This window comes from Blastocatellia bacterium (genome assembly GCA_025054955.1).
Taxonomy (GTDB): Bacteria; Acidobacteriota; Blastocatellia; order HR10; family J050; genus JANWZE01.
On sequence record JANWZE010000086.1, the window covers coordinates 90,666 to 103,635 of the forward strand.

Genomic DNA, 12,970 nt, shown 5'->3' on the forward strand with positions numbered 1-12,970 from the left:
CATGCGCGCTGAGCAAAACTCAAGCCGCGCGGCAGCAGTTGCCACTCTTGACACTCAGGCCGGGCGTCACCATAATGCCCGTTCCAAAATGTGAACAAGCCTGAGGGGAGTTTCACACGCAGCAGGCGGATAGACCCGCAAGCGTGGGTTATGATACGTGGGAGCTATATTTGATCCTGTCTTTCCAACTTCTCAGGGAGGTCATTCGGGATGAATACAATCTTGGCAAAAAAATCAATCGCTGCCCTGCGCGCCGAAGCTGAGGACACGGAACACGGGCTGAAGCGGGCGCTGGGGGCGCTCAATCTGACCTCATTAGGTGTCGGAGCGATCATCGGCGCCGGCATTTTTGTGTTGACTGGTAATGCGGCGGCGCAATATGCCGGCCCCGGTATCGTGCTCTCATTTGTCCTGGCAGGGATTGGGTGCGCCTTTGCTGGTCTCTGCTACGCAGAGATGGCTTCGATGATTCCCATTGCCGGCAGCGCCTACACCTATTCATACGCCACGATGGGAGAGTTTTTGGCCTGGATCATCGGCTGGGACTTGATTCTGGAGTACTCGTTCGGCGCAGCAACGGTGGCCATCGGCTGGTCGGGCTACGTGGTCAGTTTCTTAAAAGATTTCGGCATTTACATTCCGCCGCAGTTTACCGCGGCGACGGGCACGACGCTGATCGAAGTGCCCAATCAAGGCTGGACGACGTTGACCGCTGAGTTGACAACGAGCCTCATGCAACGCGGCCTGGATCCGGCGACGCTGCCGCAGGTGACGGCCATATTCAACGTGCCGGCGGCTCTGATTGTCATCGCGGTCAGCGCACTGCTGGTTGTGGGGATCAAGGAATCGGCCAATGTCAATAACATCATCGTCATCACCAAAGTGGCCGTGCTTGGTTTATTTGTAGTGGCGGGTCTGGCTTATTTGTTCCGCAATGTCGAGTTGTGGAACCAAAACTGGACACCGTTTATCCCGGAGAACCAAGGGGAGTTTGGAAAGTATGGATTGAGCGGCATCTTGCGTGGCGCGGGCGTCATCTTCTTCGCCTACATTGGATTTGATGCGGTCTCCACGGCGGCGCAAGAAGCGCGTAATCCTCAGCGTGACATGCCAATTGGCATTATGGGCAGCCTGTTCATCTGCACGGTCATTTACATTTTGGTCGCCGGCGTCTTGACGGGCATCGTGCATTACCCGCAACTGTTGGTCCCTGATCCGGTGGCTGTCGGCATTGATGCGACTGGCATGAAGTGGCTAGCGCCAATTGTGAAAATTGGCGCCATAGCCGGCCTCAGTTCGGTGATTTTGGTGATGCTGTTAGGGCAGCCGCGCATCTTCTGGACGATGTCGCGTGACGGTTTGTTGCCATCGGCATTCGCCAAAGTCCATCCAAAATTCAAGACGCCCTACATGACGACAATGTTCACCGGTGTAGCCGTTGCTTTGGCAGCAGGCATGGCACCGATCTCGGTCGTTGGTGAGCTGGTCAGTATTGGGACATTGTTAGCCTTTGTGCTGGTATGCGCCGGCGTGTGGGTGTTGCGTTACACCAATCCAGATGTCGAGCGACCGTTTAAGGTACCGTTGGTTCCATTGACGCCGATCCTGGGCATATTGATTTGCCTTGCCCAGATGATCGGTCTGCCGTTCCACACCTGGGAGCGATTGATTGGCTGGCTAGTTCTGGGCTTTGTCATTTATGGAGCCTATGGCATCGTTCACAGCCGGCTGGGCGGGCGTGAGCAAAGTGATAATCCCGATGCCCATGACGCTCACTCATCGTTTGTCGGGGCATGGTTGGCGCTGGCGAGCATGCTGGTGCTGATGTACATCCACGGCTATGAAGTGTGGAAAGCGGCTGGGATGAATCAGCCGGTGACGGCGTTGGATGTTGTGTTTATCGTGATACCCATGGCGCTGAACGGACTCATGCTTTGTCCAATGGTGATTAAACGAGGCCTGAGAGCGCGACGAGCCGTTCCGCAGATGAGCGGCAAGACAACCATCAGCATCGCGCTGGCTAGCGTGTTGTGCGTCGCGACCGTGATCTACCTGGGCCGCGTGGTGCCGTCTTTGCTGGGCATCGGTCAGTGAGTTCCATAGGTGAGGTTTAACAAGAATGGCAGAACGACAAGTACAACGATTTAGCTGGACCGGCATGGGTGTCATTGCCGGTATGGGTGTGATTACTTATTTTCTCGTTCAGGCGGGCAAGGGAGGATTGCTTGGTCTCTATGTTTTTGCCACTGGTATCTTGGTCGCTTTGCTGATAGCCGTTGCGTTTGACATTGGCATCAAGCGGCGGTCCGCGCCATTGATTGAACAAGAACAAGCCGAAGCTGACGCGCCCGTGCCCGTGCAGCCGGCCAAAGTCAAGAGCCGGAAACGACGTCGTTGAGCAAGCTTCCGTTGCGTGATGGATCAGCGGCGTCAAAGCTGGTGGGCGCTGCGGCTCACCATCCTACCTGAGGTTGAGGAAGTTGTCTCGGCATGGTTGTGGGAAGCCGGGACCATCGGCATCTCATCGGAAGCACACGGCGGTGTTCTTCATCTGTCCGCTTATTTCACCGCTCAGCAGAATGTTCATCGCATCCAAGCCGGACTGAGGTGCGCGCTCTCTCAGTCTGAAGCATCGGTGGATTCACTGATCGCGCTCACCCAGCACGAAGTTGCCGAACAAGACTGGTTGGAGTCTTGGAAAAAAGGGTATCACGCGACTGTTGTTGGTCAACGTCTGCTCATCGTGCCCTCCTGGGAAGCCAATGCTGAAGCGCATGGTCGCATCGTCATTGAGATTGATCCTGGAATGGCCTTCGGCACGGGTACGCATCAAACGACCCAACTGTGTCTCATTGCCATTGAAAGATACTGGCGCGGTGGACGGTTTCTGGATGTCGGCACGGGAACGGGTATTCTGGCGATGGCGGCCGCCAAGCTCTACCCTGACGCCTGTGTGGTTGGCATTGACACTGATCCGCTGGCTATTGAAGTGGCGCGCGCCAACCTGATTCGCAACCAGCTTGACGGGAAAATCCAGTTGCAAACCGGAAGCATTGAAACTGTGCGGGGACGTCGCTTTGATTTGATCGTAGCTAATTTGACGGCTGAGGTGATCGAAGAGCTGGCCGTGGAGTTGATCGGTCTGCTGGCTGCTGGTGGGCGGCTGATTCTTTCAGGAATTCTCGTGGAGCAGGAAAAGGCTGTTTGTTGCCGCTTGGCGCGGGCTGGCATCGGTTTTGCCCAGCGATGTCGTTTAGATGAATGGATCGCTTTGGTGACCCGACCGTTTGATGCCCATGGCCGTTGATCGAAGGATGTTTCTTTGCCTCTAGCGAACCCTTCGCTGATTGTCATATAATCTGCCGCGCTTTGTATTGTTTGTTGGGAGGTTGGTGAGCGTTTTCAAGATAAGTTTATAGCTCGGTGTGGTGTTGACGTTTAGAAACGGGAAGTAGAGCGCCGGCGCTGAAGCATAACGGGTCAGGCCAGGCACGTGACCCACGTGGTAGGAGCATGGAAGAGATCAAGCAAGAACAGGCTGTTGCTGCGAGGCCCAGTAGTGCTGTGCGAGCCATTTCTGGCAGCCAGCAGGTGGTCAGAGCCGTCTTCAACTGGAAATCGGCTGTGATGATTGCAGCATCGCTGGTTTTGTTTATCGTTGCGCTGGAATTCACCCGCGGCGGAGCGCGCAGTCTTAGCTTTTTGCTCAAAGAATTGCTCATTCGTCAGAATCCGATTCACACTCTCGGATTGGGGTGGATCGCCTCATATTTGATGTTGAGTGGTTCACCGGTCGCGGCGACGGCATTAACATTCCTCGATTCCGGCGCGCTCAACGAAGTGCAAACTTTCACGATGGTGGTGGGCACACGGTTCGGGGCGATTTTTGTCACCGTTTTCTTCGGCTTGCTCTACTATTGGGAGGGCACGCATTCAAAGAAAAGCCTAGCGATGGGCGTGCTGGCCTACTGGGCGACGTTCTGGGTGGCGTTGGGTTCGTTGCTGCTGGGGTTGGTCTTGCTTCAGGTGGGACGCTTTGAATTCGGGCTACCCATTATGTTCGCCAAGGGCCTAGACGATTTTTTGAAACCACTGGTCAAGCCGGTCATTGATGCAGTCGGTCGTGTCGCGCTCGCGGGATTGAATGTTGGTCCTGGGCTGATCTTCCTGATAGGTTTAGGACTGCTCATGCTGAGCTTCAAAATAGTAGACAAGGCGCTCCCTGATTGGCGGAAACAGGAGATTGACCATCAAAAATTTGTGGACTTACTACACAGCCCGTTCACCATGTTTCTGCTGGGATTTGCCATCACGCTCATCTCGCCGTCAGTAACGGTCTCTTGCGGATTGCTTGTGCCTTTGTACGCGAAGGGCTACATCCAGGCCAGCCGTCTGGTTCCTTATGTCATGGGAGCGAATATCTCCACGTTTTCTGACACGCTGTTGGCTGCCTTAGTCTTGCAAAACAATGGCGCTGTGCACGTGGTCATGACCGAGATCATCAGCATCAGTCTGGTCTCGCTGGCCATCTTGATATTTGGGTTCTCCAAATTCGAGAACATGATCGAACGGTGGACTGATTACTTCACGGAGAGCACGCAACGGCTGGCGCTTTTCTTGCTCATCGTATTCTTTGTGCCGCTGGCGCTACTGATTTTGTGAGAGGGGGCAGTCGAAAATTTCTGGGCCGCGAAGGCTAGCTAGGACACCTTGACCGAGGCTTGTGGTCGTTTTCCGCAGCCCATTGACGTTTGTCGGTGACCACCCAGGGGCGATCATGTGCCCCTTAAATGAAACCGCCAGCAATTAGGCACTCAACCGCTCGCCCCGTCTTCCTTGAGTTTGCTCGTAGCGATTGACAAACGGGACGGCATCGCAACGCTCATCAGGGGGGCGCCTGACGTCAAGCTCGCTGAAGAAAACGCTGTTGAAAACACCAGATGAAGTCGGTATACTCTCCGCTCATTTTTCAATCATCACGTGCATGAGCTTGGCAAACGGTAGAGAAGGGTGAACTTCGAAGCAATCGGCGTTTTCCTATTTTTGACAATCGTCACGCTGTTGGGTGTGTTCATCTGGTGGCAGCGGCATCGTCGCGTTGTTTCAGAGAGCGTGAAGCAGGCGGTGCGCAGCGTCAGCGCGGCTCGCCGATTGCTCGTTCCGGTCAAGGGGACGAGTTACAGTGATCGGGCTGTTGAGTTGGCGTGTCGCTTGGGTCAGGCGCAGAAAGCCGATATTGTGCTGGTCTCGGTGATCGAAGTGCCGCTCTCGCTCTCGCTCGATGCGCCGCTGCCGGAGCAAGAACGCAAGGCGCGTGAGGCACTGGAGCGAAGTAGTCAGATTGTGAAATTACACCATCTGCGTCCCATCATGGTGGTGCGCCGAGACCGCGATGTTGCGCCGGGGATTTTAGCCGCCGTTCAAGAGCATCAGGCCGATCTGGTTGTCCTCGGTGTGAACCCGCGACGGATCACGGCAGGGGATTCCATTGGAGCGAGCATCGAGTCAGTGTTGAAGCGAGCCGGCATCGAAGTCATCGTGGACATGGTACCGGAGCCAGCGCAGCGGGAGTTGATCGTTTCATGAGAATCGTCGTGATCGGCTATGGGCGCGTGGGCAGTCGTGTGATCCGCGCCTTGGCCATCCGAGACCACATTCTCACGTTGGTGGATAAAGACGCCGTTCGGCTGCAAAGCGCCGTTGGTCTGACCAACGTCAAGCTTGTTGCCGGTGACGCTACGGAGCTGAACGTTCAACGCGAAGCGGGCGTTGCAGAGGCAGACGTCTTACTGGCGTTGACCCGTGATGATAACGTCAATTTGCTGGCCGCGCATGTGGCGCGTGAGTTCTTCCGTGTGCCGCAAGCTATTGCCCGCGTCTATGAACCGAGTCATGCCGAAGTGTGCGCTGATGTTCATATCGCGACAATTTGTCCGACGCTTTATGCAGTTGATGCGATCATCAATCGGATTGACCCTTCACTCCCGACGGTTCAATCGGCAGGCGGATCAGCGTCTGCCATGTTTGAAGCGCGTCCTCTCGTGCAACGCGACGCACGTTTTGTGCTGATTGTCGGCGGCGGAAAAGTCGGTATCAATTTGGCGCGGTCGCTCCACAACAGCGGGCATGAGATCGTGCTCATTGAGAAAGATTGGGCGCGGGCGCGGCACTTGGAAGTGTCGTTGGAGACGCCCGTCATTCAGGGCGATGGCTCAACGGTGCCGGTCTTGGAAGCGGGCGGCGCGGCGCGCGCTCGCGTGCTGGTCGCTGTCACCGATAGCGACCCGGATAATTGGGTGACCTGTCAGTTGGCTAAACGCATCTTCGGCGTGCCAAAAACGATTGCGCGTGTCACCAATCCTAAGAATGAAGAAGTGTTCCAACGGCTCGGTGTGGACACGACCATTAGCTCGACAGGGATCATCGAACAAGTCATTGAGCGAGAATTGCCGACCATCAGGATTCGCACGTTGCTCCAGATGCAAGACGGCGCCACACAACTGATCGAGTACGCTTTGGGTGAGAACTCACCGGCTATTGGCCGCCGGCTCCGCGAGATTGGTTTCCCGCCCGATTGCAATTTGGTTGCTGTGCTGCGTCAGGGCGCGACCATTGTGCCGCGTGGTGACACGCAACTGGAAGCCGGCGATTTGATTATCGCGCTCGTTCGCGCTGAACGTGAGGAAGATTTTCGGCAGTTGCTCGTTGGGCAGTAGGAGATAGGCGTCAGAAGCCAGAAATCAGAAGGCAGGAGTCAGGAGAGGGGAGTTGGGAGGTACAAGTCAGGGGGCCAGAAGAGAGGGGTCGGGAGGCAGAAGTCAGGAGTCAGAAGTTCGTGGTCAGGAGACAGAAGACAAGAGCCAGAAGTCAGGAGTCAGGAGGTAGGAGTTAGGAGACGGGAGGCAGAAGCTAATAATCAGGAGACAGGGAGCAGAGGCCGTATGCAAAGGACACCGGCCAGAACATGTCAGGATTTGATTGTGTGGCAAAAAGCACACCAATTCGTCCTAACGGTATATCGGTTGAGCAATGACTTTCCTCAGCAAGAGGTGTATGGGTTGACATCTCAACTGCGGCGGGCGGCTATATCAGTGCCAGCCAATATCGTAGAAGGGCTCAAGAGAAAAGGGAGAAACATAAGGCTCGATTCATCAACATGGCCCAAGCGTCGTTGGAAGAGTGTCGTTATTTTTTGATTCTCGCCGAGGACCTTGGGTATGGCAACTATGAACCGGTGATGGAACAAGTCGAGGAAGTGAGCAAGCTGCTGGAGCGATATGATTCAACGCTTCTGGCTCTTGACTCGTGGCTTCTGGCTCCTTATCTGGTGAGGCGTTATGAATGCACTTCCGGTCATGCTTGGTGCTTTGTGCGTGTTGGCGCTAGCCTACCGCTACTATAGCGCCTTTCTGGCAGCCAAAGTGGCGGCGCTGGATGATTCGCGTGTGACACCCGCTCATACGCTGAACGATGGGCACAACTATGTGCCGACAAACAAGTGGGTCTTGTTTGGTCATCACTTTGCGGCGATCACCGGCGCCGGCCCGCTCATCGGGCCGACACTGGCAGCGCAGTTTGGTTTTGTGCCGGGCTTTCTCTGGTTGTTGATCGGTGTGGTGTTGGGCGGGGCTGTTCATGATTTCATTATTTTGTTTGCCTCGGTCAGGCGCAAAGGCAAATCATTAGCTGAAATCGCTCGCATGGAAATTGGTCCTGTGGCCGGTGCGACCACAGCCGTGGCGATCCTGTTCATCATCGTGATTGCGTTGGCAGGCTTGGGGCTGGCTGTGGTCAATGCGTTGCGTGAAAGCTCATGGGGTACGTTTACCATCGGTGTGACGATTCCGCTGGCCCTGTTTATGGGCCTTTACATGTACCGGTTTCGCAAAGGCAAAATTGCCGAAGGCACGGCCATCGGCGTGGTCGGATTGATCGCGGCCGTGATCATTGGCAAGTATATCCCGGACTCGTCGTTGGGTCCTTATCTGACACTGAACAAAGACGAGATCACATTGGCCATCGCCATTTACGGGTTCATTGCGTCGGTCTTGCCGGTGTGGATGTTATTATGTCCGCGTGATTACTTGAGTTCGTTCATGAAGATTGGAACGATTGCGTTTCTGGTGTTAGCCGTGTTGATTGTCAACCCGACGTTGCACATGCCGGCTTTCACCCAATTTGTGGATGGCGGTGGGCCGATTATTCCCGGCAAGTTGTTTCCCTTCGTGTTCATCACGGTGGCGTGTGGAGCCATCTCCGGTTTTCATTCGTTGATTGGTTCGGGCACCACGCCCAAGATGATTGACAAAGAATCGCACATCCGTCCGATTGGCTATGGCGCCATGTTGATCGAGGGCTTGGTTGGCATCACGACGATCACAGCCGCCAGCGCGCTCTATCCGGCCGATTATTTCGCAATCAATGTGGAGCCGGCCAAGTTTGCCACGCTGGGCATGGAGCCGGTCAATTTGTCCCAGCTCGCGCGTGAAGTTGGTGAGCAACTGGAAGGCCGCACGGGCGGCGCCGTTTCGTTGGCCGTCGGAATGGCTCAGATATTCACGTCGCTGCCCGGATTGAAAGGCTTGATGTCCATCTGGTATCACTTCGCCATCATGTTTGAAGCGTTGTTCATCCTGACGACCATTGATACAGGCACGCGGGTGGCTCGCTTCCTTGTGCAGGAGTTTTTGGGAAAATTCTATAAGCCACTGGAGCGGACTGATTGGATGCCGGGCACGGTGATTTCCAGCTTCCTGGTCTGCGCCGCATGGTCCTATTTCATCTTCGCCGGCAGCATCAGTACCATCTGGCCAATGTTCGGCATCGCCAATCAGCTTTTGGCCGCCGTGGCGTTGTGTGTTGGCACAACTGTGTTGATTAACACCGGCAAGCTGCGCTATGTATGGGTCACGGTCTTGCCGTTGGCGTTTGTGGCGACGACCACGCTGACGGCTGGGTGGTTGAGCATCCTGGAAAATTTCTGGCCGCGCGGCGATTTTCAAGGCTATCTCAATAGCATCCTCACCGCGATTATGATGAGCTGCGTGTTCATCATTCTTGGGAATTCACTGTGGAAGTGGTACTCGGTAGTATGGCGAGACAAGACGATCACTCCAGCCCCTCAGCCTGGAGTGGGTGATTAGTGAGTGTAGCTATGACAACCGATGGCAAATTGGTACGTGGACTGGGCTTGCTCGATTCGACCATGATCGTGGCCGGTTCGATGATCGGCTCTGGCATTTTCATCGTCTCGGCCGATATTGCGCGGCAGGTTGGTTCGCCAGGGTGGTTGTTGGTGGTTTGGTTGATCACCGGCTTGCTGACGGTGATGGCGGCGCTCAGCTACGGCGAGTTAGCAGCCATGATGCCGCAAGCCGGAGGGCAGTACGTCTATTTGCGAGAAGCGTTCTCGCCGATGTGGGGATTTCTCTACGGCTGGACGCTCTTTCTGGTCATCCAAACGGGCACGATCGCTGCGGTCGGCGTTGGGTTTGCCCGCTATGTCGGTATTTTGTGGCCAGCGATTTCAGAAAACCGCTACATCATCCCGCCGATTGCGCTTGGCTCCAGCTATGCCATCTCGCTCTCGACGGCGCAACTAGTCGGCATCTTGATGATTGCCTTGCTCACCTGGATGAACACGCGTGGATTGCGGCTTGGCAAGCTTGTACAAAACGTGTTCACCATCACCAAGACCGGCGCGCTCATCGCGCTAATCCTGCTGGGTCTGGTTGTGGGCTGGAGCGCGGACGTGGTGCGGGCCAATTTTGGTGATTTCTGGACGGTGCGCGGTCAATTACAGGATGTCGGCGGTGGCTTAACAGCCGTCACGGCGTTTGGTTTGTTTGTGGCGATTTGCGTGGCGCAAACTAATTCGTTGTTTTCGGCTGATGCTTGGAACAATATCACCTTCACTGCCGGGGAGGTGAAAAACCCTCGACGAAACATTCCGTTGTCGCTGGCCTTGGGCACGTTCCTGGTGATCGGTCTTTACTTGCTGGCGAACATTGCTTATTTGGTAACCTTGCCGTTTGAGGGGATTCAGCAAGTGGCCAGCGACCGCGTGGCCGCTGCGACGGCAGATGTGGTCTTCCCCGGTTATGGCGCGACAGTGATGGCGGTTGCCATCATGATTTCCACATTTGGCTGCAACAACGGATTGATTCTGGCGGGCGCGCGCGCTTACTATGCGATGGCCCGTGACGGGTTATTTTTTCAATCCGTCGCCCAGCTCAACCGCTACCACGTGCCGGCATGGGGGCTGGTGGTTCAGGGCATCTGGTCGGCGTTGCTGATTCTGCCTCGGACGGTGACGGCGACTGATTCGAGCGGCCAGCCAATAGCCTACGGCAATCTTTACGGGAATCTGCTGACCTACGTCATCTCGTCAGCGTTGATCTTTTACATTTTGACAATCGCCGGCATTATTCGATTGCGCGCCACGCGGCCCGACGTTGAGCGCCCCTATCGCGCGTTTGGCTATCCGGTCGTGCCTATCTTATACATGATTGGAGCGAGCGTGATTTTGCTTGTTCTGTGCCTCTATCAATGGCAAATTACGTGGCCGGGATTGATCATCGTGATGACAGGATGGCCCGTCTATCTGCTGTGGCGACGGAGGCAACAGGTCGTGGTCGAATTGGAGCCAGAGGCTGTTGAATAAACAAACAGACGTCAGACGTCAGACTTCAGACTTCAAACCGAAAGAGCGTTGTTTGATGATCCTGAAATCTGAGGTCTGAAGTCTGAATGCATGAACAACATCAGGAAAATTGAATTATGGAAATAACGCTTGTCTTAGGCATCAGTGTATTAGCCTTGTTGTTTGCCGGTTATCTGACTTCGTATGTCATCAAGCAGGATACAGGCACGGACGCCATGCGCGTGATCTCAGAAGCCATTCGCGAAGGCGCCGAGGCGTTTCTCCATCGGCAATACAAAACGATCGCTCAGTTGAGCATCGTTGTTGCTGTGCTGATTTTTCTGCTCTATGGATTTGTTCGCAGTCTGAATCCGAATGATCCGGTCAGTTCGCCCGTGGAATTGGCCGTGTATGTGACGGTCTCTTTCATGCTGGGCGCGCTGTGTTCAGGCATTGCCGGTTACATCGGGATGTACGTTTCGATTCGCGCCAATATTCGCACCGCGTCAGCGGCGCGCACGAGCTTGAATTCGGCCTTGCAGATCGCTTTGCGTGGCGGCGCGGTCACAGGGTTGTTTGTCGTGGCCATGAGTTTGTTAGGCGTCGGCGGCTTGTTTGCCATTCTCCAGGCGATCGGCATTGCACCGGAGAAGATTCCATTCATGATCGTCGGCTATGGGTTTGGCGCGTCATTTGTCGCACTGTTTGCGCAGCTTGGTGGGGGCATTTACACCAAGGCGGCTGACGTTGGCGCTGACTTGGTGGGGAAAGTCGAAGCGGGCATCCCTGAAGACGATCCGCGCAATCCGGCAGTCGTGGCTGATCTTGTTGGCGACAATGTCGGCGATTGCGCCGGTCGTGGCGCAGACTTGTTTGAGTCCACGGCAGCGGAAAATATCGGGGCGATGATTCTCGGCGTGGGACTGGTCAAGTATTCCGGTTTCGGCATCCAGGCGATTTTGTATCCGCTCGTCGTGCGCGCCTTCGGATTGATTGCTTCGATCATCGGCATCATGATCGTTCGCACCGATGAAGATAAAGACCCGATGGCTGCGCTCAATCGCGGTTACTATGTGGCCAGTGTGCTAGCTATCATCGGATTCGTTGCCGGCTCTTATTGGCTCTTGCGCAGTCCAGAGTATCCGGATGCGTGGTTCTACTTCTCGCTGTGCGGCATTGTCGGCGTCTTGACCAGCATCGCCTTTGTGTTCATCACGCAGTATTACACCGAGTACAAGTACCGTCCGGTGAAATCCATTGCTGAAGCTTCTCAGACCGGCCCTGCCACCAATATCATCACCGGCATGGCTGTAGCAATGGAGTGCACTGCGATGCCGATCATCGTGATCTCGGCCGCCATCCTCGCCTCATACTACTTGGGCGCGCAAAGCGGTGTGGAACACGCCGGCTTGTTTGGCACAGCCGTTGCCACGATGGGCATGCTCGGAACCGCCGCCTATATTTTGGCGATGGATACATTCGGTCCAATCACGGACAACGCTGGCGGTATTGTCGAGATGAGTCAGCAGCCGGAAGAGATTCGTAAAAAGACCGACCGGCTTGATGCCGTCGGCAATACAACCAAGGCGCTGACCAAAGGCTATGCGATTGGTTCAGCCGCATTGGCGGCGTTCTTGCTGTTTTCGGCCTATCTGGATGAGGTGCAGCATTACGGCGTGGCATTGAAATCCATTGACATTGCCAAACCGGAAGTCTTCATCGGTGGACTGGTCGGCGCGATGTTGGTCTTTTACTTCTCGGCGCTGGCCATCCGCGCGGTCGGCAAAGCGGCCTACTATGTGATCAATGAAGTGCGTCGTCAATTCAAAGAGAAGCCGGGCATTTTGCAGGGCACAGAGAAGCCTGATTACGGGCGCTGCGTGGACATCGTCACCGTCGGCGCGCTGAAGGAAATGGTGATGCCCGGATTGGTCGCTGTGGGCGGCCCGCTGGTGGTCGGCTTGATCTTCAAGCCGACAGGACATGCTGCCGAAGTGGTCGGCGCGTTGTTGATGGTGGGAACGATTGGCGGCATTTTATTGGCCACGCTGCTCAACAACGGTGGCGGCGCTTGGGACAACGCCAAGAAGTATATCGAAACCGGCATGTACGGCGGCAAACGGAGCGAAGCGCACAAAGCTGCTGTCGTCGGTGACACGGTCGGCGACCCATTCAAAGACACGGCTGGGCCGTCGCTGCACGTGTTGATTAAGCTGCTCAGTACGATCACGCTGGTGCTGGCGCCGCTGTTTGTGTGAGCCGGTGATTGGCGCAAAGAGACGGTGGAGCCGCGACCGACCGCCGGTCGGCTCAGTGGCGGCAGGGCGG

The 12,970-nt window shown here is 55.5% G+C and carries 8 protein-coding genes and 2 pseudogenes; all 10 read left to right on the forward strand.

Annotated elements, in window-relative coordinates; all coding sequences use genetic code 11:
• Positions 1-210: 210 nt before the first annotated feature.
• The 10 genes and pseudogenes from NZ823_11550 (at position 211) to NZ823_11595 (ending at position 12,900) form a co-directional block, all read left to right on the forward strand.
• A pseudogene (locus tag NZ823_11550) lies at positions 211-1,731 on the forward strand (amino acid permease).
• Between the two features lie 388 nt (positions 1,732-2,119).
• Entirely contained in the window at positions 2,120-2,398 is a 279-nt protein-coding gene (locus NZ823_11555) for a hypothetical protein (GenBank protein MCS6805761.1), read from the forward strand.
• Positions 2,399-2,416: 18 nt separating this feature from the next.
• Complete coding sequence (prmA, locus tag NZ823_11560) at positions 2,417-3,307, forward strand: 50S ribosomal protein L11 methyltransferase (GenBank protein ID MCS6805762.1); 891 nt, start codon at positions 2,417-2,419, stop codon at positions 3,305-3,307.
• 206 nt (positions 3,308-3,513) lie between these two features.
• Complete coding sequence (locus NZ823_11565) at positions 3,514-4,662, forward strand: hypothetical protein (protein ID MCS6805763.1); 1,149 nt, start codon at positions 3,514-3,516, stop codon at positions 4,660-4,662.
• 348 nt (positions 4,663-5,010) lie between these two features.
• A complete protein-coding gene (locus tag NZ823_11570) occupies positions 5,011-5,586 on the forward strand; it encodes a universal stress protein (protein MCS6805764.1) in 576 nt (191 codons plus the stop codon).
• Positions 5,583-6,716 carry an NAD-binding protein gene (locus tag NZ823_11575; GenBank protein ID MCS6805765.1) on the forward strand — a complete coding sequence of 378 codons (1,134 nt, stop codon included), beginning with the start codon at positions 5,583-5,585 and terminating at the stop codon, positions 6,714-6,716. Before NZ823_11570 ends, NZ823_11575 begins: the two co-directional genes overlap by 4 nt.
• Before the next feature lie 225 nt (positions 6,717-6,941).
• A pseudogene (locus tag NZ823_11580) lies at positions 6,942-7,306 on the forward strand (four helix bundle protein).
• Positions 7,307-7,337: 31 nt separating this feature from the next.
• Positions 7,338-9,143: a carbon starvation protein A gene (locus tag NZ823_11585; protein ID MCS6805766.1), complete on the forward strand. Its 1,806-nt coding sequence runs from the start codon at positions 7,338-7,340 to the stop codon at positions 9,141-9,143.
• Positions 9,144-9,154: 11 nt separating this feature from the next.
• On the forward strand, positions 9,155-10,663 hold the full coding sequence (locus NZ823_11590) for an amino acid permease (protein MCS6805767.1): 1,509 nt from the start codon (positions 9,155-9,157) through the stop codon (positions 10,661-10,663).
• Between the two features lie 116 nt (positions 10,664-10,779).
• Complete coding sequence (locus NZ823_11595; protein ID MCS6805768.1) at positions 10,780-12,900, forward strand: sodium-translocating pyrophosphatase; 2,121 nt, start codon at positions 10,780-10,782, stop codon at positions 12,898-12,900.
• The last annotated feature ends 70 nt before the right edge of the window (positions 12,901-12,970 follow it).